This window comes from Microvirga sp. P5_D2, from assembly GCF_054049475.1.
Map to the genome: position 1 here is coordinate 1 of NZ_JBFUMH010000078.1, position 22868 is coordinate 22868.

At 61.8% G+C, this 22868-nt stretch carries 15 protein-coding genes and 3 pseudogenes; 11 read left to right on the forward strand and 7 right to left on the reverse strand.

All coding sequences use genetic code 11. From position 1 onward, the window contains the following. A pseudogene (locus ACXJKO_RS18460) lies at window positions 1–225 on the reverse strand (IS110 family transposase); the annotation flags it as partial. A gap of 779 nt (window positions 226–1004) precedes the next feature. Between ACXJKO_RS18460 and ACXJKO_RS18465 the strand changes: the two are divergent. The 8 genes and pseudogenes from ACXJKO_RS18465 to ACXJKO_RS18500 form a co-directional block, all read left to right on the forward strand. After that, a pseudogene (locus tag ACXJKO_RS18465) lies at window positions 1005–1886 on the forward strand (AraC family transcriptional regulator); the annotation flags it as partial. A 167-nt stretch (window positions 1887–2053) separates the two neighbouring features. Continuing rightward, the gene (locus ACXJKO_RS18470) at window positions 2054–3124 is read left to right on the forward strand and encodes an ABC transporter substrate-binding protein (RefSeq protein WP_457092548.1); all 1071 of its coding nucleotides are present in this window, start codon (window positions 2054–2056) and stop codon (window positions 3122–3124) included. An 82-nt stretch (window positions 3125–3206) separates the two neighbouring features. Beyond that, window positions 3207–4031, forward strand: a complete 825-nt coding sequence (locus ACXJKO_RS18475) for an ATP-binding cassette domain-containing protein (RefSeq protein ID WP_457092549.1) — start codon at window positions 3207–3209, stop codon at window positions 4029–4031. Then, entirely contained in the window at window positions 4028–5287 is a 1260-nt protein-coding gene (locus tag ACXJKO_RS18480; RefSeq protein ID WP_457092550.1) for a sugar ABC transporter permease, read from the forward strand. The genes ACXJKO_RS18475 and ACXJKO_RS18480 overlap by 4 nt, the downstream gene beginning before the upstream one ends. Before the next feature lie 19 nt (window positions 5288–5306). Beyond that, complete coding sequence (locus tag ACXJKO_RS18485) at window positions 5307–6035, forward strand: SDR family oxidoreductase (RefSeq protein ID WP_457092551.1); 729 nt, start codon at window positions 5307–5309, stop codon at window positions 6033–6035. Window positions 6036–6091: 56 nt separating this feature from the next. After that, window positions 6092–7705, forward strand: coding sequence for an FGGY-family carbohydrate kinase (locus ACXJKO_RS18490; protein ID WP_457092552.1), 1614 nt, complete (start codon window positions 6092–6094; stop codon window positions 7703–7705). Between the two features lie 214 nt (window positions 7706–7919). Beyond that, window positions 7920–8619: pseudogene (locus tag ACXJKO_RS18495) on the forward strand (IS6 family transposase). Between the two features lie 603 nt (window positions 8620–9222). Next, window positions 9223–9903 carry a hypothetical protein gene (locus ACXJKO_RS18500; RefSeq protein WP_457092553.1) on the forward strand — a complete coding sequence of 227 codons (681 nt, stop codon included), beginning with the start codon at window positions 9223–9225 and terminating at the stop codon, window positions 9901–9903. Between the two features lie 551 nt (window positions 9904–10454). Here the strand turns inward: ACXJKO_RS18500 and ACXJKO_RS18505 are convergent. From ACXJKO_RS18505 to ppk2, 6 genes are all read right to left on the reverse strand, one after another. Further along, a complete protein-coding gene (locus ACXJKO_RS18505) occupies window positions 10455–11897 on the reverse strand; it encodes a porin (protein ID WP_457092554.1) in 1443 nt (480 codons plus the stop codon). A gap of 159 nt (window positions 11898–12056) precedes the next feature. Then, the gene (locus ACXJKO_RS18510) at window positions 12057–13625 is read right to left on the reverse strand and encodes an aspartate:alanine exchanger family transporter (RefSeq protein ID WP_457092555.1); all 1569 of its coding nucleotides are present in this window, start codon (window positions 13623–13625) and stop codon (window positions 12057–12059) included. Between the two features lie 9 nt (window positions 13626–13634). Beyond that, a complete protein-coding gene (pflA, locus tag ACXJKO_RS18515) occupies window positions 13635–14456 on the reverse strand; it encodes a pyruvate formate-lyase-activating protein (RefSeq protein WP_457092556.1) in 822 nt (273 codons plus the stop codon). A gap of 4 nt (window positions 14457–14460) precedes the next feature. Further along, window positions 14461–16806 carry a formate C-acetyltransferase gene (gene pflB / locus ACXJKO_RS18520; RefSeq protein ID WP_457092557.1) on the reverse strand — a complete coding sequence of 782 codons (2346 nt, stop codon included), beginning with the start codon at window positions 16804–16806 and terminating at the stop codon, window positions 14461–14463. A gap of 80 nt (window positions 16807–16886) precedes the next feature. Further along, the gene (locus ACXJKO_RS18525; RefSeq protein ID WP_457092558.1) at window positions 16887–18503 is read right to left on the reverse strand and encodes an L-serine ammonia-lyase; all 1617 of its coding nucleotides are present in this window, start codon (window positions 18501–18503) and stop codon (window positions 16887–16889) included. A gap of 255 nt (window positions 18504–18758) precedes the next feature. Then, window positions 18759–19598: a polyphosphate kinase 2 gene (ppk2, locus tag ACXJKO_RS18530; RefSeq protein WP_457092559.1), complete on the reverse strand. Its 840-nt coding sequence runs from the start codon at window positions 19596–19598 to the stop codon at window positions 18759–18761. A 277-nt stretch (window positions 19599–19875) separates the two neighbouring features. On the opposite strand from ppk2, the gene ACXJKO_RS18535 reads away from it, so the two are divergent. The 3 genes from ACXJKO_RS18535 to ACXJKO_RS18545 all read left to right on the forward strand — a co-directional run. Further along, complete coding sequence (locus tag ACXJKO_RS18535) at window positions 19876–20982, forward strand: AraC family transcriptional regulator (RefSeq protein ID WP_457092560.1); 1107 nt, start codon at window positions 19876–19878, stop codon at window positions 20980–20982. A 332-nt stretch (window positions 20983–21314) separates the two neighbouring features. After that, on the forward strand, window positions 21315–21689 hold the full coding sequence (locus ACXJKO_RS18540; protein WP_457092561.1) for a helix-turn-helix domain-containing protein: 375 nt from the start codon (window positions 21315–21317) through the stop codon (window positions 21687–21689). Window positions 21690–21926: 237 nt separating this feature from the next. Further along, a partial coding sequence (locus ACXJKO_RS18545) for a phosphate acetyltransferase (RefSeq protein WP_457092562.1) occupies window positions 21927–22868 on the forward strand: 942 nt, incomplete at its 3' end.

A 22868-nucleotide genomic window follows, 5' to 3' on the forward strand; every position in this document is an offset into this window, starting at 1 on the left:
GCCGAGCGTCCGGAGTTGCCGACCGATGGGGTGGGCGCCAGCACAGGCCTCCATGCCAATCAGGCAGGGTGGGATGTTCGCCAGGCGCTGGGTGAGCTGCGTGCGGGAGAGCTTGATCCGCAGCACGATGGCGCCGCGCTCATCCTGGCCGACGAGATGGAAGCTGTTCTTGCCCAGATCGATGCCCAGCGTGGCAATGGCGGCAGAGGAAGAAGACCGTGACATGAGACGTGCTCCTTGCGTGGCTCGAAGCCCCACACTGTACGAACAAGCGGGRCAGAAGCACGGCCGGACCATCCCATTACGAGACCTTCCCATCTTGATGGATGAGTCTTCCGAAACAGGGCCGGTCGAGGCCGAAGATGCGATCCTGTGCACCCCGCTCGATCTATGCTTGCGGATGTCCACTGATGGTCGTTCAGGGTGCGAGCCGCCAGCGATCCGGTCCTTGCGGCCTTACACAGGCGGAGGCCATTGGCGATGCTCGAAGGCGGTGTGGCGCAGGTAACGTGCGGCGTCGCGGCTACGCACCACTACGGTTCCTTTGCGTGCCGTGATTGTGCCGATCCAGAACGGAGGTAGTCCTGGGTTCGCCAGGGTGCGGCTGTCCCTTTTCGAACATCATAGCAGAGACGAAGAACTCGGAATCATCCCGGGTGGTCACGAGGGTATCGACGGCGACGGCCGGCTGCCTGAGGCAACGGCGGCACGACAAGGAGAACACGCCGAATGGAAGAGTGTGATGGCGTGGGCGTCGCCGTCCTTGCCCTTACAGGCGATCACCATCTCCATCAGGCCGCCTGGCATTCCGGTAAAGTGCTGCATCCATATTGATGAGATCTTCGTCGCCGAATGTCAAAAAAGTATCAGCAAGAACTTTAAAACGTGCTGGCACGTCGTGGTGCCGGAGATTACCGTCAGTTTTAGCGAGAGCCGAGATAAGTCGGCCGGCTGGGAGCGAAGGGCGCTGCGGCCCCACCCGCATCGACCTGGAGGAAACGGACATGGAGCCGGATCTTGAAGTCGTTCAGATAAGGCCTGGCGAGTCATTCGCCGCTTGGTCGCACGGCTATCCCTATCGCACTGTGCGCTGGCACTTTCATCCCGAATACGAACTGCATCAGGTGGTTGCCACCAAGGGCCGCTATTTCGTCGGCGACTTTATCGGCGAGTTCGAGCCCGGCAACCTAGTGCTTACCGGACCGAACCTTCCGCACAATTGGGTGAGCGATGTTCCGAGGGACATGATCGTTCCCCTCCGCTGCCGCATTATCCAGTTCAGCGAGGGCTTCATCAGCGGAGCCATGACGGCGCTGCCTGAGCTCGCGGTCCTGGCGCCGGTCCTGGAATCGTCCCGGCGCGGCGTACTCTTCGACCGGGAAACGAGTCATGAGATTGCGGCTCTGATGGCCGAGGTGATGGACGCCCAGGGTGTGCGCCGCATCGAATTGTTCATGTTGATTGCCGGACTGCTGAGCCGGGCGAAGGGGTCGCGGATGCTGGCCAGCGCCAGCTACCTGCCGGACCCGTCGGGCTACATGTCCGTCGGGATTAACAAGGCGCTTGCCTTTATCCGCGAGAACCTGACACAGCCCTTCGGCGAGGCTGATCTCGCGGCGATTGCCGGCCAATCGATAAGCAGTTTCTCGCGCGCCTTTCGCCAGCACACTGGCATGTCCCTGATACAATACGTAAAGCGATTACGTATCAATCTCGCATGCCAGATCCTGATGAGTGACGAGCAGGCCTCGATCACCAGCATTTGCTACGAGGTTGGCTACAACAATCTGTCCAATTTCAACAGGCAATTCTTGGCCGAAAAGGGCATGACACCCTCTCAGTTCCGGCGCCTGCTACTCGACAACAGCAACGCGGCCAAGTCTGCTCAAGGAGGCGCCAGAACATACCACCTCAATCAACGAGAGAACGACCGGGCCCCACATGGAGGCTCGCGAGAAGAAGTGCTCTGCTGAGGGCACACCGGGGGAACGTTCCTGTCGGTAAGACAGGCAGGTCCCCTGCCCTATAACAAGTACAAATGGGAGAGAAACGAATGATCAAGTCTTCATGGAAACTCGGCGGCCTTGCGGCGCTGACCCTGCTCGCCGGAACCGGCGTTGCCATGGCCCAAAACGCGAAGGTCTCCAACGCCACGGTTGCATTCCTGATGCCTGACCAGGCCTCAACCCGCTATGAAGAGCACGACTTCCCGGGCTTCAAGGCCGAGATGGAAAAGCTCTGCCCAACCTGCAAGGTCATCTATCAGAACGCCGATGCAAACGTGTCGCGCCAGCAACAGCAGTTCAACTCTGCGATCTCGCAGGGTGCGAAGGCGATCGTGCTCGACCCGGTCGATTCCGCAGCCGCCGCCTCGCTGGTGAAGCAGGCGCAGGGCCAGGGCATCAAGGTGATCGCCTATGATCGACCAATCCCCGATGCGAAGGCTGATTTCTACGTCTCGTTCGACAACCAAGCCATCGGCAAGTCCATCGCGGATTCGCTGGTGCAGCATCTGAAGAAAGCCAACGTGACCGCCGGGAGCGGCATGGGCGTTCTGCAGATCAACGGCTCGCCGACTGACGCGGCCGCGGGCCTGATCAAGAAGGGCATCCACGAGGGTCTCGACAACAGCGGCTATCCGATCCTGTCCGAATACGACACGCCGGAATGGGCGCCTCCGAAGGCGCAGCAATGGGCCAGCGGTCAGATCACCCGCTTCAACAAGAACATCCTTGGCGTCGTGGCGGCCAATGACGGCACGGCTGGCGGCGCGATCGCGGCGTTCAAGGCCGCCGGCATGAATCCGGTCCCGCCGGTTACCGGCAACGATGCGACGATCGCGGCCCTTCAGCTGATCATCGCGGGCGATCAGTACAACACGATTTCCAAGCCGAGCGAGATCGTGGCCGCCGCCGCCGCCAATATCGCCGTTCAGCTTATGGCCGGCGACACGCCGAAGACCGATACGACGCTCTTCAACACGCCGTCCAAGCTGTTCGTCCCTGCCGTGATCACGGCAGGGAACCTGAAGGCGGAGATCATCGACAAGAAGATCAATACGGCCGAACAGCTCTGCTCCGGCCGTTATGCGGAAGGCTGCAAGAAGCTGGGCATCACCCAGTAATCGGCAAACTCCATCCGGCTACCCGCCGGGTAGCCGGACGTCATGTGTGGCGCCGATAAGGCGCCTCCGGAGTTAAGGAAGAATGGACAGAACCCAAGAGCAGCGCAACACGCGCGAACCAGTGCTCAGTCTGCGCGGCATCTCGAAGCATTTCGGCGCCGTTTCGGCTTTGACCGAAATTGATTTGGACGTGCACGCGGGTGAGGTCGTGGCCCTCGTCGGCGACAACGGCGCGGGCAAGTCGACGCTCGTCAAGATCCTGGCAGGCGTGCATCAGCCGAGTTCCGGATCGATCACCTTCCGCAGCAAGCCGGTGACGCTCGCAGATCCGAGCGCTGCGCTCGGCCTCGGGATCGCGACTGTGTTCCAGGACCTTGCCCTGTGCGAAAACCTCGATGTGGTCGCCAACATCTTCCTTGGCCGGGAGCTCAGCCCCTACCGGCTTGACGAGGTGTCCATGGAGCTGAAGGCATGGACCCTGCTCAACGAATTGTCCGCGCGCATCCCCAGCGTGCGCGAGCCCGTGGCCTCCCTCTCAGGCGGCCAGCGCCAGACCGTCGCCATCGCGCGCTCTCTGCTGCTCGAACCCAAGCTCATTCTCCTGGATGAGCCCACGGCCGCCCTCGGCGTCGCTCAGACGGCCGAGGTGCTCGACCTGATCGAGCGCGTACGCGACCGGGGGCTTGGGGTCATCATGATCAGCCACAACATGGAGGACGTACGCGCAGTCGCGGACCGTATCGTCGTGCTCAGGCTCGGTCGGAACAACGGCGTCTTCGAGCCCGATGCGTCGAACCAGGAACTCGTCAGCGCCATCACGGGCGCTGCGAACAACTCGGTCTCGCGCCGCGCCAGCCGACGCAAGGCGCAAAGCGCACAAGCCCAGGCACCGGAGGGACGCCTATGACCAAGGGCGCAGAGCAAAACGCGCAGGCAGCTCCGCTTCTCGACCGCAGAGACGAGCGCGTGAAGCATGCGGAAGGGATCGGCGGTTCTGTCCGCGCCTTTTGGGACAGGATCCGCTCCGGCGATCTCGGCTCGCTTCCGGTCGTGGTCGGCCTGGCGATCATCTGGACGGTCTTTCAAAGCCTCAATCCGGTGTTTCTGGCACCGAACAATCTCGTCAACCTCCTGTTCGACTGCTCGACCGTCGGTGTGATCGCGCTTGGCATCGTATGCATCCTGATCGTCGGTGAAATCGATCTGTCGGTGGGATCCGTCAGCGGCTTCGCATCCGCGCTTGTCGGCGTGCTGTGGGTCAACCAGGGCTGGCCCGTCTCGATCGCCATTCTGGCAGCGCTCCTGTTCGGCGTTCTGATCGGCGCACTCTATGCGGTCCTGTTCAACCGCTTCGGGATGCCGAGCTTTGTGGCGACCCTGGCAGGCCTTCTGTCCATCCTGGGCTTGCAACTCTATCTGCTCGGCTCCACCGGCTCGATCAACCTGCCCTATGAAGCGCCCCTGGTGAATTTCGGCCAGCTGCTCGTGATGCCGGACCCTGTGTCTTACGCTCTTGCGGCTCTTCCTGGGATCGTGATGTTCGTGCTGGGCTACCGGACTGCGGCGCGGCGGCGCGAGGCAGGATTGTCGCCTCAGCCGCTGACCAGCCTGCTCCTACGCTGCGCCTTGGTCACAGTCGTTCTCGAATTCATCGTCTACTACCTCAACCTCGATCGCGGCATCCCGTGGATGTTCGGCCTCTTCGTGGGTCTCGTCGTGGTGATGAACTATGCCCTCACGCGCACGAAATGGGGCCGCCAGATGCAGGCGGTGGGCGGCAACCGCGAGGCCGCGCGACGCGCGGGCATCAATGTCCGCTTCATCTACATGACCGCATTCATGCTCTGCTCGGGTCTCGCCGCAGCTGGAGGCATTCTCTCCGCCGCGCGTCTGGCCTCCGCGAGCCAGCAGGCAGGCACTGGCGACGTCAATCTGAACGCCATCGCGGCCGCCGTTATTGGTGGAACCAGTCTGTTCGGCGGCCGCGGCAGTGCCTATTCGGCCCTGCTCGGCATCATCGTCATCCAGTCGATCGCGAGCGGATTGACGCTCCTCGACCTCTCCTCATCGCTTCGGTACATGATCACTGGCGCCGTTCTGGCCATTGCGGTCATCGTCGACTCCCTGGCACGCCGCTCGCGCGCATCCCACGGCCGGGCTTGACCCCCAAGAAGGAAGAACCATGGGTGAGAAACTATCCGGCAAAGTCGCCGCCATCACTGGGGCGGCCTCTGGCATCGGCCTCGAATGCTCCCGGATTCTCCTATCCGAAGGCGCGCGGGTTGTACTGGTCGACCGCGACGAGGAAGCACTGAACGCCGTCTGCGCCGAACTCGGCTCACAGGCCATTCCCTTGCGGGTTGACGTTACCGATCCGGCGAGCGTATCGCGCATGATGCCCCAGATCCTCGAACGAACCGGTCAGCTCGACATCTTTCATGCCAATGCCGGCTCCTATATCGGCGGCGAGATTTTGAAGGGCGATCCGGATGCCTGGGACCGCATGCTGAATCTCAACATCAATGCCGCTTTCCGCTCCGTCCACGCCGTGCTTCCGCACATGGTGGAGCGCAAGACCGGCGACATCATCGTGACGAGCTCTATCGCCGGCTTGGTTCCCGTGGTGTGGGAGCCGATCTACACCGCCTCCAAGCACGCCGTACAGGCCTTCGTGCACACGGTCCGACGGCAGGTTGCCCCGCACGGCCTGCGCGTTGGTGCCGTAGCACCCGGACCTGTGGTCACGGCTCTGATCAAAGACTGGCCGAAGGAGAAGCTCGATGCGGAACTGGCCGCAGGCGGCCTGATGCAGCCTGTTGAAGTGGCCGAAGCGGTGCTGTTCATGCTGACGAGACCTCGGAACGTCACCATTCGCGATCTCGTCATCCTGCCGCAGAGCAACGACCTGTGATACGCGCCAGCGCGAGGCATCGTCCCGCACAACATTCTCTGGATGAGTGAACGGTCATGGCAAACCATTTCCTCGGCATCGATGTCGGCACCGGAAGTGCACGCGCCGGGCTCTTCGACGAACATGGCACGCTGCTGGCCTCCGCCAAGACAGACATCACGATCTGGCACGAATCCGGCGGCATCGTGGAGCAGTCGAGCAACGATATCTGGCGGGCCGTGTGCGCCAGCGTGCGCGACGCCGTGACCAAGGCAGGCGTTCCGCCCGAGAGCGTCGCGGGCATCGGCTTCGACGCCACATGCTCTCTCGTTGTCCTGGGACAGGATGGCGAACCCTTGGCCATCGGGCCCTCTGGCGACCCTGAGCGCAACATCATCGTCTGGATGGACCACCGCGCCACCGAACAGGCCCGTAGGATCAACGGTACGGGCGAGACTGTGCTGAATTATGTTGGAGGCTCCATCTCTCCGGAAATGGAAACCCCGAAGCTCTTGTGGCTCGCGGAGAACATGCCACAGACCTTCACAGGCGCATGGCAGTTTATGGACTTGGCCGATTTCCTCACCTGGAAGGCCACCGCAAGCCTTGCGCGATCCGTCTGCACCGTGACGTGCAAATGGACCTATCTGGCTCATGAGAGCCGGTGGGATGAAGGCTATTTCCGAAGGGTTGGGCTCGGGCTATTGGCCGACGAATCCTTCCGGCGTATCGGCACTGAGGTCGTGCCAGGTGGCACCGCCCTCGGCAGTGGCCTGACCGCGCAAGCGGCGGCTGATCTTGGCCTAAAGCTTGGAACCCCTGTCGCGGCGGGCCTCATCGACGCCCATGCCGGCGGGGTCGGAACCGTAGGCGCACGCGGGAATGTAGGCAATGTGCTGACCCGCATGGCCTATGTGTTCGGCACCTCCGCCTGCACCATGTCATCGACCCGGGAGCCGGCTTTCGTGCCAGGCGTCTGGGGGCCATACTTTTCCGCCATGGTCCCTGGGCTGTGGCTCAACGAGGGCGGCCAATCGGCGGCCGGTGCCGCGATCGACCATCTGGTTCAAATGCATCCGGCTTCGGAACAGGCCGCGAAGATGGCGCGCGACAGCGGCATCGGTCTCAGCCAATGGCTGTCGCAGGAAGCTGAACGGCGCGGTGGCGCGCTGGCAGCGCCGCGCCTCATCGGCGACGTGCATGTGGTTCCCGAGTTCCTCGGCAACCGTGCTCCGTTCTCCGATCCCGATGCGCGCGGCTTGATTGCTGGCCTAAGCATGGACGCCGATCTCGATAGCCTCGTCGCTCTTTATCTCGCGGGGGTCTGTGGTCTTGGCTACGGGGCTCGGCAGATCGTGCAGGTGCAGGCCGAGAAAGCTGTTTCGATCGACACGATCGTGGTGAGCGGCGGTGCAGGCCAGAGCCCACTCGTGCGTCAGCTTCTTGCCGACACGACGGGCAAGATCGTTGCGGCCCCGACGTCGGAGGAACCTGTGCTCCTTGGATCCGCTATCCTAGGAGCTGTTGCGGCGGGCCAGCATGGGGACGTTGCAGAGGCTATGTCGTCGATGTCGACGATTGGAGAAACCTATCAGCCCAACTCCATGGCTGCGGAATGGCACGAGAAACGCTTCAATGCTTTTGAAATGCTTCAGCAGACTGCAAGGATTATCAGAGACGGTAACTTTTAGGGCCAGCTCAGATAAGGAAAGCTCTCGAAGGAGAGAGCCTCTCGCTGCTCCGAAAATCCCTTGATCACGGCGCAATCGCACGTCACTCGCGAGAGGGCCGTGAGCAATGACACACCAAGGGCCGGACAGAGGAACTGGTACCGCACCCGAAGGCGTCCGAAGGGCGTTGTCACGTTAACCCGACCATTGTGCTCAAGCTGGTAGATGGACCGGCATGATCAAGCCCGTCAGCTACAAACGCCACCGCTTCCTGCCTGAGATCATTGCCCATGCGGTCTGGTTGTATTTCAGGTTCCCTCTGAGCCTCCGGCTGGTGGAGGAAATGCTGCTGGAGCGTGGCATCGTCGTCTCTTATGAGACCGTCCGTCGCTGGGCGCTGAAGTTTGGACCGAACTATGCCCGCCGCCTCAGGCGCAAGACGCCGAGTCCTCGCGACATCTGGCACCTCGACGAGGTCGTGGTCATGATCGCCGGCCGGAAGCACTGGCTGTGGCGGGCGGTCGATCAGGACGGATATGTGCTCGATGAAATCGTTCAGACGCGGCGCGACACCAAGGCGGCCAAGCGCTTGCTGAAACGTCTGTTGAAGAAACAGGGCTGCCCGCCGCGGCGGATGATCACGGACAAGCTGGGCTCCTACGCTGCCGCTCGACGCCAGATCATGCCAGCTACCGAACATCGTTCCCATAAAGGGCTTAACAATCGCGCGGAGAATTCGCATCTGCCCTTCCGCCGGCGCGAGCGGGCGAGGCAGGGCTTTCGATCGCCGAGGCCTGCAGCGCTTCGTCAGTGTCTTCTCCGCCGTCCGCAATCTCTTTGTGCCACCTCGCTCCCGCCACTCTGCCCTTGCCACCCATCTTCATCGCCTCAACGCCATGGCGGAGTGGAAATCTGCAGCCTGCGTTACCGCGTGAGCCCGTCAGGTGGCCGTGGTTGCCTTGATGCGCCCGATGCCAGTTAACGTGACAACGCCGAAGAGCGATAACCGCAGAGCGCTTCTTCGCGAATGCAGAAGAGCGCCTGAAGAGTACGAATGGCGAGCGTCGGCAGCGCCTAGAGGAGCGTCTGACGCTCGCTAGGGCAATGATGGAAAGCGTAGATCCGCTGGGTTTCATAGAAAGCTGGGTAGCCCCAGAAGAGAGACACCATTCAAAATTTCTCTAGAGGTTCATAAGCTTACGTGAACAATCGTAGCGCACACTGTGGCGAATTCGGAATATTCTAAGGCAGTGCCGGGCCGAAGGCAGACCGTCTGCTGCCAGGACATCAGCTTATCAGGACCTACCAAGAACGCAGAAGACGGACGTGGCCAACAGCATTTGGACCTCCGCTCAAACCCGCGAACGGATGGTGGTGCAAGTGGACAAGGTCGAAAAGTGGTGCATCGGGCGCTGCGGCAACAAATGGCAAGTAAGTGTCCCAAACGGTCAAGCACTGTTTCTCTGAGAGGACCATAATACGCCCCACTTACGTTAGTCTGCCCGTGCCGTGCGCCGGGCAGCGAAAGGAGTTTTCCGATGAACAGGACTCTCCTGGTTCTTGGCGTTCTCGTAGCAGGAACTCTTCTCATCCCGGATGTGGCTGATGCCCAGCGCGGAGGCCGCGGCGGAGGGGGAGCTCGCATGGGCGGTGGCGGCGGTGGGTTCGGCGGAGGCGGCGGCTTCCGGGGTGGAGGTGGCTTCAGCGGCGGCTCCAGGATGTACATCCCTCGGGCCGGCGCGGGCGGTTCTCGGGTTGGAATGGGGGGCGGGAACTTCCGTGGCGGTCAGATCGCTGCCCGACCCGGAGGCGGAGACTTTCGCCAAGCTGCGATCAACAATCCCGGCCGCTTCGACAACCGCGTCGGAAATCGTGGCGACTGGCGTGGACGTTACCCGAACTATGGCGGGCGCTATCCCAACTATCGCGGGCGCTATCCCTATTACGGCGGCCGCTACCCATACTACGGTAATTATTATGGCGGCTGGGGCGTGGGCGCCGGGCTGGTGACGGGCAGCGTGATCGGCGCAGCCGCCGCATACCCGTATTACAACTACCCCTACTCCACATATCAGACTCCGGTCGCGTCAGCGTCCGGCGGGTATTGTGCGACCTCGGTCAAGACCTGTGCCCTGACCAGTTCGGCGCCAGTCGGAACCGGATGCTCCTGCCGGGTTTCGGGGGGACGGGCCCGGGGTTCGGTCGTGGCGGGATATTGAGGCTCCGTCAGTAGTCGCGCAGCGAAGGGGAGAGCCGGTCCGGGCGGACAACAGCTGCGTGGTGAACAGAGCGCTTCCAGGATTGACAACCGGTCGTTCAAACAAGCGGGTTTTATCCGGGCACCTGGAGATGTCCATGCATCGTCTTTTGGCCGGCATTGAATTGATGGGCACTCTCGTATCTGGCGCAAGCCCTGCCTGGGCGCAAGAGCAGTTCGACGGGCGTTGGAATATCGAAGCGGTCCCCCGCAACGGTGCCTGCATGAGAACCTACCGATACGCTGTCATCGTCGAGAATGGCGCTATCCGCGGCAACCTCCCAAAGCGCGACATGATTACGGGTAGGCTTGATCCGAGCGGGCGCCTCGAGGGAAGCGTCCGTCGCAATAAGACCAGAGTCGATATAAGTGGCAGCTTGTCGGGTCGCTCCGGTTCAGGCCGTTGGACCACAGAGGGGCGAGTGAATTGCTCCGGCCAATGGCGAGCCGAGAAGCACTGACCACAAGCCCAGTCGATCGAAGGTCAACGAGACCGGAGAACGACCGGACGCCTCAGAAATCGCGCTGAACGCGCAACCGGCCTTCCCATGTGCTTTCCGATCCGGTCGACCGGAAGGTGCCGGTCGGATCGCCGTTTGACGTCGTGAGCGGAACGGCCACGCGCTGGCGCGGATCGACTTGAATGTAGAGCGCCTCGATGCCGATGAGAAAATCCTTCACCGGCGTCCAGATCACGTTGGCGCCGACACGATATTCATCGAAGTCAACGATGCCGGTGGTCGTTCCCGCCGATCCGTCTGCGAGGGTTGCGACGGTCGCAGGCACCACATATTGCGCGATCCCTGGAGCATCGAAACGCATCCAGGACCCGAACACGTTCGTCTGGATCTCAGGCGTCCAATTGTGGTTGAGGCCGCCGGCGACCGAATAGGCCTTGTTGGTCTTGAACTCACCCGTGAACGGGTCGACAAAGGCATCGGTGAAGGGCATCGCGAGTAAATCAGCGCTGATGAAGCCGTTGCTGATGGGACCCGCCTGCCCGGCATTGAGATAACCAATGGCGCCGTCCGTGTAGGTTGCCGAAATCCACACCGTGTCGCCGGTCCCGAGAGCAGGCACATTCGCATAGCCGTGAGCGGCCACTGCAAATCCGTAATCCGTGTCTGCAAAGGTCGGGTTAGGCAGCCCGGTGATCGGATTGATCACCGGAACCGTCACGCCGTTGACTGTCGTGAGGCCCGCCGCCACATCGCGGATCTGATGCAATGCACCGGACAACTGCGCCCCGCCCCAGGTGCCGGTGTAGCGGATGTTGGCAACGACATCCGGCATGCGCTCCCCACCATAGGTGGAAGCAATCGGCGCAAAGACCGGAGATGGGCTGGCGACACCGAACAGAGGGAAAGCGAGATCGTTGTTGACCTGACGTTCCGTGCCGTCCTCGAGCGATAACGTCGCTGAGAAACCGTTGCCGAACGAGAAGGTGTAGGCGAACAGGTTCACTTCGGCATTCGYAGGATCATCGAACCGCAAGTCACCGAAGTTGGGGGCTGGTAAGTTCGGGTCCGTGAAGAATGAAATTGCGCGGCCTGCCGTCAAGCCGCCGAACTGAATGAAGGCCTGAGCAACGTTAGAGGTTGTGGAGCTGAAGCCGTAAGCGCCCGTGTTCCGGGTCATCTCCATGCGGATATAGGTGCGAAGAAGACCATAGGCGGTGGCGGTGCGAGCATCGATGTTGATGCGGCCGCGAGCACGAAAGCCTATCGAGTCCTGGGTACGACTGACAGGTTCAAGGTAGAGGTATTCGGCGCGAACCCGGCCGCCGACACGCAGGCAGGTTTCTGTGCCGGGGACGTAGAAGAAGCCGGTCCCATAGGTGGAGCAGACACGGACATATTCGACAGGGGTCGCGGTTTTGGCTGGCAGATCGGCGGCCTGTGCCCCGCCGGCCGTGATTGCCGCACATCCAAGCAACAAGTTTCGGATAGACGCCATCTACAAGCTCCAAGTCAAAACCCAGTCCTGTTGGTGAAACAGTGTGCAGAGTGACGATGAGCCGTGTCAAGAAAACCCAATGCGAAGAATAGCCGACGTTGTGAGTATCTCATCTGGTGTTGCCGATTGGCACCAAGCTTTCATGCGATGAGCTATCACTCAACTCAGGAGGACCTGAACGGCGATGATCTTGACGATGGTCATGGCGGGGAAGCAAATCGCGTAGCCGATGTCGGTCCGCTCGGTCGGGGCCAGCCGTCCAGCCGCGACGAGGATTGCAGGATTGCCGGTCGATCCGGCACAGATTCCGAGCAGGTCATCGAAGGGGATGCGCAGTAGGTAGCCTGCCACCAGCGTGACCAGCACCAGGGTGAGCAGCACGGCCGCGCCCCCGAGCAGGATCTGGATGCCGTTGGTGGCCACCGTCTGGACGAAGGGACTGCCGGCCCCGATGGCGACTGCACCGATGAACACAGACAGGCCGAGATTGCGCAGCACCAGATTGGCGACCACGGGGATCTTCCAGCCAAGCGGCCCGGTGCGGCCGAGCCAACCGAGGACGAGCGCCATGACGAGCGGCCCGCCGGCAACGCCGAGGCTGAACGTGCCGCCTCCCGGCAGGGGAACCGGGATCATGCCGAGCAGGAGGCCCAACGCGATCCCGACGCCGATGGAGACGAAGGACATTTCGGCATTGCCCTTGATACTGTCGCCGAAGTGACGCTGGACTTCGGCCTTGCGGTCGCTGGGAACGGCGGCCACGAGCAGGTCGCCGAACTCGAGCGTCAGATCGGACGACGCCATGATGTCGCTGTCGCCCCGGCGGATATGCGAAATCAGGACGGGAAAGTCGGGAAGCGGGATCTCGCGCACGTTCTTGCCGACGAACGCCGCCTTCGAGACGTAGACGCGCACGACATCGTAGTTGGCGCGGTCGCGGCTGATGCGACCCGGATCCTCGTGCCCCATGGCCGCCTTGGCCTGCTCGATGCCGGCCGGACTGCCGACCAGCAACACCCCGTCGCCTTCATGCAGGACGGTTCCGGGATCGGGCGGCGCATTCACATGATGCTGCCGCAGAGCGACGATCTTGACGTCGGGCGGGAGGACGGAGGAGATCTCCTCGACCGTGTGGTCCTCGCCGGGCGCCTCGAGGGTGAGCTCGGCGATCCGAACGTTCTGCGTCGGGGCCTTGAACGTCGGCTTGATCCACGCGGCCATCATGGTCATCAGCACGATCGGCCCGATGACGCCGAAGGGATAGGAGACGGAATAACCGATTGCAGGATCCTGGTTGCCTGCCGCCGCAAGCGCCGCTTGCAGGGTCGGTGTGCTCGTGCCCGAGCCGGCGAACAAGCCGGCCGCTGTCGCCATCGAAATGCCGAGAGGGCCTGCAAGCGCCATCGCGACCAGGAGCGAGGCGATCACGGCCACGGCTGTGAGGGCGATATACCTAAGGCCTGGCCCTTTCAGGCTCGCGAAAAACTGTGGTCCGTACTGAATGCCGACGCCGTAGACAAACATCACGAGGCCGAGCGTGCCGACCAAGCCGGGGGGCGCGGCTTTCGGTGCGATGGCACCGATGATAAGCCCGGTGAACAGGACGGCGCCTGCACCGAACGAAACGCCGGCAATCGAGATCTGTCCGAGCGCATAGCCAGTGGCGATGGCGAGAAAAAGCGCTAGCAGGGGCGAGGCTTCAAGCAATGTGCGAACGATATCGAGCATCCATTTCCCTTACCTTGCGCGACAGCCCGCCTCACGGAATTGCCCGAGCACCCGCTCCACCAACTCAGGCGAGGGAGTCGGAGTATCGGAGAGCTCGTAGTCGATACCCATCGCCTTCCACTTGAAGACGCCCATCTGGTGGAACGGGAGGACCTCGACCCACTCCACGTTCTTCATGGGCGCGACGAAACGGGCGATGCCCTCGACATTGGCAGGATCGTCGGTCAGGCCCGGTACGAGTACGAACCGCACCCAGACGGGCTTGCCGATTGCGGCCAACCGCTCCGCGAATTGCAGGGTCGGCTTGATGTCCTGCCCCACGGTCCGGCGATAGGTCTCCGGATCCCAGGACTTGATGTCGAGCAGCACGAGATCGACCTGGCGCAGATACTCGTCATCGGCGCGCGCACCAAGGAAGCCCGACGTGTCCAAAGCCGTATGAAGGCCCATTCCCTTGGCGGCCGCGAAGAGCCGCTTGGTAAAGTGCACCTGGACAAGCGGCTCCCCGCCAGAAATCGTCAGTCCCCCATCCAGAGCACGCAGCGCCGCGGCATAGGCTTCGAGCGCTGTCCTAGCGCGCTCGAATGACACGCGCGTGCCGTCCTTGAGATGCCATGTATCCGGGTTGTGGCAGTACAGGCAGCGCAGCAGGCAACCGCTCATGAAGACCACCACCCGGATTCCAGGCCCGTCGAGGGTGGAGCCGGTCTCGTAGGAATGGATCCATCCGAAATCGCCGCGGGGATCATTGAAGGTGGCCGTCTCCGGGGCGTCTGGTGAGCGCGCCTGCTGCAAGTCATACCGGCTATGGGCCCAGGGCTCGTCGGCCATGACCTCAACCATCTCCATGGAACGTTCTGCCGATGACATCCATCTGCTGTTCGCGGGTGAGGCGCACGAAATTGACCGCATACCCTGAAACACGGATCGTCAGCTGCGGGTACTTGTCCGGATGCTCCATCGCATCGAGCAGGGTGTCGCGGTTGAGGACATTGAGGTTCATGTGGAACCCGCCCCGGCCGCAATAGGTGTCGAGCACCTTCACCGCCTGCTTGATCTTCTCGCCCTGATCCAGCCGGTTGAGGCTCGGCGTCACAGACACGGTGTAGCTGATGCCGTCCTGCGCATCCGCATAGGGCAGCTTCGCGACCGACAGGCATGAGGCCAGCCAACCATGGTTGTCACGGCCATGCATCGGATTGGCGCCGGGGGCGAAAGGCTCGCCGGCCTTGCGGCCGTCAGGGGTATTGCCCGTATTCTTGCCGTAGACGACATTGCTCGTGATGGTCAGCACCGACTGCGTATGGACCGCATTGCGATAAGTCGGATGCTTGCGGATCTTCTTCATGAACGAGGAGACCAGATCGGCCGCGATACTGTCGACACGGTCGTCGTTGTTGCCGTATTGCGGATAGCCACCCTCGATCTCATAGGAGACGATCAGCCCGTCATCACGGCGGATCGGCTTGACCTTCGTATGCTTGATCGCCGAAAGGCTGTCGGCCACGACAGAGAGACCCGCAATCCCGAAAGCCATCGTGCGCAGGATCTGTTGGTCATGGAGCGCCATCTCCAGACGCTCGTAGTAATATTTGTCGTGCATGTAGTGAATGCAGTTCATGGCATGGACATAGGTCTGCGCCAGCCACTCCATCATGGTGTCGAACTTTGCCATGACGTCACCGTATTCGAGGACATCCCCGGACACGGGAGAGGCTTCGGGACCGATTTGCTCGCCGCTGATCTCGTCCCGCCCGCCGTTGATGGCATAGAGCAGGCACTTGGCGAGGTTCACCCGCGCGCCGAAGAACTGCATCTGGTTGCCGATCCGCATGGCGGACACGCAGCAGGCAATGCCATAATCGTCGCCCCAATAGGGCCGCATGAGATCGTCGTTCTCGTATTGAAGCGAGGAGGTCTCGGCCGAAATCTTGATGCAGAAACGCTTGAAGGCATCCGGGAGCTGCTTCGACCAGAGCACCGTCATGTTGGGTTCCGGCGCCGGCCCCAGGTTCGTCAGCGTATGCAGCATGCGGAAACTGGTGCGCGTGACCAGCGGTCGGCCATTGAGATCCATGCCGCCGACGCATTCGGTCGCCCAATAGGGATCGCCCGAGAACAAAGCGTCGTAGTCCGGCGTGCGCAGGAAGCGCACGATACGCAATTTCTGAACGAGCTGGTCGATGAGTTCCTGAGCGCCGGCCTCATCGAGTGCGCCGCTCTTCAGATCGCGCTCGATATAGATGTCGAGGAAGGACGAGATGCGGCCGATGGACATGGCCGCGCCGTTGGCTTCCTTGATGGCCCCGAGATAACCGAAGTAGGTCCACTGCACGGCTTCACGCGCGTCCGCTGCCGGCCGCGTGATGTCGCAACCATAGTTCTTGGCCATCTCTGCAAGATCGGCCAGCGCCCGCATCTGCTCGGACATTTCCTCACGCTCACGGATGACGTCGTCTGACGGCCATTTGGCATCGAGAGGTGCCCGTTCCGCGCGCTTTGCCTCCAGGAGCCTGTCGGTTCCGTACAATGCGACTCGACGATAGTCGCCGATAATCCGCCCACGGCCATAAGCGTCGGGCAGGCCCGTGATGATGTGACTGCGCCGGCACGCCATGATCTCCGGCGTGTAGGCGTCGAAGACCCCATCATTGTGGGTCTTGCGGTATTTGGTAAAGATGTCGTGCACGATGGGATCCGGCTCGACGCCCGCCGCTTTCAGGCCGGCCTCGACCATGCGCAATCCGCCGTATGGCATGATGGCCCGGCGGAAGGGCGCGTCGGTCTGCAAGCCGACGATCACTTCGTTGTCCCGGTCGATGTAGCCAGGCTTGTGGGAGGTCATCGAGGAGGGCGTCTTGGCATCGACGTCCAGAACGCCCTTGCGGATTTCCTCTTTGAAGTAGGGTTGCAGCTTCGCCCAGACGGCTTTCGTCCGCTCGCTGGGCCCGACCAGAAACGCCTCGTCTCCATCATAAGGCGTGACGTTCCGCTGGATGAAGTCGCGGACATCGATGGCGTCCTGCCAGTGCCCGGCCACAAACCCTACCCACTCGTTCACGACATCTGCGGCGTTAGACGCCGGAGAGGCACCAGCCTGACGAGGTTCTGCCTCGCGCTTTTCCGCTTTCTGCTTCGATGTATCCGCGGATCTCTGAACGGCTGTGGCCTCATCTGGCATGATAGCCTCCTCCCATGGCACTTATGGGGTCTTCATTCGGCGGAATATCCCCGGCGCCCGCAGCGCGGGCGCCGGACAACTCAGCAGAGGGTCAGGTTCTGGGCGAGCCCGGCCTCGCTCGTCTCCTTGTATTTCGGGTTCATGTCCCGAGCAGTGTCGGCAAGCGTCTTGATCGTCGTGTCGAGATCTACTCGATGCCGGCTCGCGATCTCGTTGGTGGCGATCATGGCCGCTGCCCACGCCTTCACAGCCCCGAAGGCGCAGCGCTCGATGCAGGGAACCTGCACATAGCCCGCAACCGGATCACAGGTCATGCCAAGGTGATGCTCAAGCGCCGACTCGGCGGCATTCTCGATCACGTGTGGCGGTTGGTTTAGGACCTGCGTGATCAGTGCGGCGGCCATCGCCGAGGCGACACCGATCTCGGCCTGGCAGCCCCCTTCGGCTGCGGCCAGGGTCGCGTTGTGCTTGCACAGATAGCCGACAGCCAAGCCGGCCAGCAGACCTTCCCGGATCTTGTCCATCGGCACCGCCCGCCCGCTCTGGGTCAGGGCGTAGACGATGGCCGGCATCACGCCTGCCGATCCACCGGTCGGCGCGGTGATCACCAAGTGACCGCGGGCATTCTCCTCGGAAGCCGCCAGGGCGAAGGCGGAAACCAGACCGATTGCGCGGTCGCTCATATAAGTATCATCGTTGGCGCGTTCAAAGACGGTGGCGGCCTTGGAATGGAGCTTGATCGGTCCAGGCAAGACGTCGTCCTTGTAGGAGAGACCCGTCTTCACCGTGGCGATCATCGCGTTGGCGATCTTGTCCAGGAAGGCGTTGATCTGCTCCTCGCTCTTTCCGGACACGGCGATCTCGTTCGCCATCACGACATCGGCGACTGAGAGTTTGTTGTTCTCCGCGTGCTGTCGCAGCTCCTTCATCGTCGCATAGGGATATTTCGGCTGTCCCTTCTTGGGTGGCTCATAGCCCTTCCACTCGATGAAGCCGCCGCCGACGGAATAGTACTCCTGCTCGTAAACGGCCTTGTCGCCCGCCATGAGCTTGCAGGTCATGGTGTTCGGATGCGGGAAGTCGCCCTTCGGCGCATCGTAGATGACATCGGCAAGCGACAGATTAAATGTCTTGCTTCCGACCTTCACCGGATAGGTCTGATCGGGCTTCGCGATCATCTCGTCGAGGAACCGCGGGTCGACAGTGGCCGGTTCCTTGCCCACGAGGCCTGCGAGCGATGCGCGCTCGGTGCCGTGGCCCTTGCCGGTTGCGCTCAGGCTGCCGAAGAGATGGACCTTGAGGCCCGTGGCCTGTGCCAGTTGGTCGGCAGGCAGCTTTGTGCAGCGCTGGTAGAAATCATAGGTGATGCGCATCGGCCCGATGGTGTGCGAGCTGGAGGGGCCGGGACCGACTTTGTAGAACTCGTCCGCGACCGTCATGACCGGCCCCTTCGATGACTTGACGACATCGAGATCGGGTGACAGGGCAGAACTCATCTTGAGGCCGGCATCGCCGCCCGCGGCTTCTCTCTTGGCCTGCTGCACAGCAGCCTCTGTCGCGGCCTGTTGCGCACGGGCTTCGGGTGCCCAGGTCGTGCCGGTCATCACCGCTGCCGCGCCAATGGCGGCGTGGCGCACGAGGAATGCACGACGGTCGATACCTGCGGGGATGCCGATCGATTCAGACGATTCAGGCAACAGATCATCATCCTTGCTGGAGCAAGTCATGAGCGCGTCCTCCTGCTTGAGGTCTGCAGACGTGACACCACCTGAGTCCTCGTTTTTGATGTAAGGAAGGTCCGTCTTCCTTTTGACATCATCATAGCTCTGCCGAGGACATGCGCTTGACTGAAGGAGACAAGTCTTTGACCGTTTAAGACATAATGTTCTTATCTGGCCGCCCCCAGTGAACGAGGCTGCTGTCACCTCAAGTTCATTTCCGAGACAGAGGCTTCAGTACCGTCCGGGCACGACGTTTTTCGTGCTCAGCCCATCCTCGGCACCCTTGGGCTTCGGCTCGGCCTTGGGCACCTTCGGCAGGTCGACCTTGATCTTCCGGTATGGGATCTGGCCGAGCAGGTGCGCGATCAGGTTGAGCCGCGCCCGGCGTTTGTCGTCTGACCGGACGATGTACCAGGGACTGGCCGGCGTATCCGTGGCGCGCAACATGTCCTGGTAGGCCTGCGTGTAGTCCCACCAGCGCCGCACCGACTCCGTATCCATCGGACTGAGTTTCCAATGCTTGATCGGATCATCGATCCGGTCGGAAAAGCGCCGCCTCTGCTCGTCCTGGCTGACGTCGAGAAAGTACTTGAGCAGGATGACGCCGTTGTCGACGATCTCCTGCTCGAACGATGGGACAAGGCGCATGAAGCGCTCGTACTCGTCATCGCTGCAGAAGCCCATCACCCGCTCGACGCCGGCGCGGTTGTACCAGGAACGGTCGAACAGGATGATCTCGCCGGCGGCGGGGAAGTGAGCGATGTAGCGCTGCATGTAGAGCTGGCTCTTTTCGCGCTCGGTCGGCGCGGGCAGAGCAACGTGCCGGAAAACCCGAGGGCTCACCCGCTGGGTGATGCGGCTGATCACGCCGCCTTTTCCCGCGGTGTCGCGGCCCTCGAACACGATGATGATCCGGGCGCCCGTTGCCTTGACCCAGGTCTGCAGGCGCACGAGCTCGACCTGCAGCTTTCTCAGCTCGCTTTCGAACTCCTTCCGCTTCATGGGCAGAAGAGCGGCATCCGCTGTATGAACCGCAGCCTTTTTCTTTTTTACGGCATCTTTTTGACTCATTGCGGTCTCCTTTCGACATTGCGGGATTAAGCATGACAAGGACGCTGCGGCGGCCAAAGCACCATGATTAAGCCAATCTGATCAGCCAGCTTGACGCTTCGGGACAGGCCTTTGACCATATTGGACAACAGCCGGAGGAGGGCCGGAGCTTTTCGTGATTTGGCCCAAATTGCCGATTAACTTATGTTGGCTTGATCCGTGTTGAGGCGTTGGTGTCGCGCTGGGCCAATCGTTCTGTCCCGGTCGATGTCCGATCCTCTGTAAAAGGGCGATGGCGATGACCAACGACACCGGATTTGCGTTCAAGGATACGAGTAGAAATTCGGGACAACCCATATCGCTCTCATCTCCTATCCTGGCGGAACCCAGACGAACTCTCCCTCCTGGCTACATCCACCTGGGGGTCGCGAAGGAGATCGGACCGACCTTGTGCGATTTCGGCATCGATCCAGATGCGGTGATCAGAGAAGCTGGCCTCGACCCGCATCTGTTCGGCGACGACACGAACGTAATTCCACACGCGGCCCTGGGCCGGTTACTCACCCTGAGCGTGGTCCGCACCAAATGCCCCCATTTCGGACTGCTGGTGGGCCAACGGGCCACGATCCAGTCATTGGGCATGGTGGGGCGCCTGATGCAGCATTCGGAAACGCTGGGCGATGCCATGCGGGCGCTCGTGTCCAACCTGAGCATTCAGAACCGGGGTGCGGTTCCATCGCTTACGATCATCGGAGACACGGCGCTGTTCAGCTTCTCGGTCTATCAGCCCGAAGCCGAAAGCGCGGATCAGATCTCGGACGGTTCTATCGCCGTTGCAGTCAACGCCATGCGTACTCTGTGCGGAGCCGACTGGAATCCGCTTGAGGTGTTGTTGCCCCGGACCGTGCCGGCCAATCAGGAACCCTACCGGCGTCATTTTCGGGCTCCCGTCCGGTTCAATGAGGAGACAGCCTCCATCATCTTCCCAACCCGTGTTCTGAATCAGCGGATCGCCGGGGCCGATCCCATGGTACGGGCCTTGTTGGAGGAGTGTATTCAGCAGATGAAGAGCACTCAGGGCTCCACCCTTTCAGACGATATCCGGCGGCTGTTGCGCACGCGGTTGACGAGCAAGCGATGTTCGGCGGACGACATTGCCGATCTGCTGGCTATGCACCGTCGTACCTTGAGCCGCCGCCTGAAAGGCAGTGGCGTGGGCTACCGGGCGATCACCAACGAAATCCGCTTCGAAATCGCCCGTCAGCTCCTGCAGGACACCGAAGTGCCGCTTGGACAGATTGCGGCGGCGCTTGGATATTCCGAAGCGAGCGCCTTCACCCGCGCCTTCCGGCGCTGGTCGGGCCGGACGCCTACCGCCTGGCGCGGCCAGGGCCATCCGGGCTGACGGCTAAAACTGTCAAAAGATTGTCTCCGCTGGTCAAGCACAGACTTCCGGCAGGCCTACAGTGATCCGGTCGCTGCCGATCCCTGTATGATACAGCCGATCGCAGCTCAGGTTGATCTCACTCCCTCATGAAGCTCGGCATCGGCACCTTATTGGTAAAAGAAAGCCCTGAGTGATCAAGCAAGCTGCTGAGTGGTCGTTACGATGTCGCTGGTGTGCGACGGCATGACCGCAAGGAAGAGGAAGGAGCGATGGAGATACCATCTACCGGCAGGGCAGACGGATCTCACTCGGCCCTTATCGCCGGCCCCTTGACCAGGGAACTGCGTCGCTTGCTTCGAACCGAACTTTTACGGGATACCTGTTCCGCCGCAACGGTCGCCCGTCTCTTCTCGATGCATCGCCGCACCTTGAGCCGACACCTGCGCATCGAGGGCCTTGCGTTCCGACAGGTGGCCAATGAAGTCCGGTTCGAGATCGCGTGCGAGTTGCTGGCAAACACCGATATGGCTCTTAGCCAGATTGCGACAGTCCTCAGATACTCCGAGCCGAGCGCGTTCACGCGCGCGTTCCGGCGCTGGTCCGGCCAGACTCCATCTGCATGGCGCGCCTCCAATCTCCATGTGCGGAAAGGGCGGTCCCGCAAACCAACCCGCACCGACGATGGAGAGGGCGGGCCACCGAGCGGTCCGGACAGGCTTTTCTGATCCGGGGTCATTGCTCATTTTCCTGTAGGCCAGTCCTAAACTGTCAAAGCGTTGGCTCAACCGGTCAAGCAGCGAATGCCGGAAGAGTCATACTCGCGTCCGCAAACAAGCCAGATGGTCGCGAGTTGGGCATAAGAAATGCTCCTGCAAGTCATGCACAACAAGTCATGCACAAACCCGGCGGCATCCTGATGGTCCGCTGTCGACGACCATCGAGAGCACAGCGTGGAGGCCATCATGGCGGTTGCGGTTCCGGCCCAAGATACGTCACAGCAAGGCACACGACAGCACGACAAATATGATCGGCTCGTGGCTGCGGCTCAATCCGCTCCAAAGCTGAAGGTGGCCGTGGTCCACCCTTGTGACGCAGCATCCATCGGAGCGGTTTTCGACGCGGCTGAACTTGGACTGATCGAGCCCATCCTGGTTGGACCGCAAGCCAAGATCGCGGCTGCCGCGGCGGCGCTCGGCAAGGACGTCTCCCAGATGCGCATCGTCGATGCCCCGCACAGCCATGCGGCAGCCCAAAAGGCCGTGGAACTTGTGAAGACAGGCGAGGCCGAGGCTCTGATGAAGGGCAGCCTGCATACGGACGAGCTCATGGGTGCGGTCGTCAGCCGGGAGGGCGGGCTGCGCACCGCCCGTCGCATCAGCCACTGCTTCGTCATGGACGTTCCGACCCATGAGACCGCACTCATCATCACCGATGCTGCGGTGAACATCGCGCCGACGTTGGAGGACAAGGTTCACATCGTCCAGAACGCCATCGATCTCGCGCGGGCCTTACGGGTCGATCCAGTTCGGGTCGCGATCCTGTCGGCGATGGAGACYGTCAACCCGAAGGTGCCCTCGACCATCGAGGCGGCGGCTTTGTGCAAGATGGCCGACCGGGGGCAGATCACAGGCGGAATTCTCGACGGCCCCCTCGCGCTCGACAACGCCATCGATCTCGGCGCTGCGAAAATCAAGAAGATCCAGTCGCCGGTCGCAGGACAGGCTAACGTCCTTGTGGTCCCGGATCTCGAGGCTGGCAACATGCTCGCCAAGAGCCTCACCTTCCTGGCCGACGCGGACGCCGCAGGCATCGTTCTCGGTGCCCGCGTTCCCATCATTCTCACGAGCCGGGCCGACTCGACCATCACGCGACTGGCCTCCTGCGCCGTGGCATCGCTCGTGGCC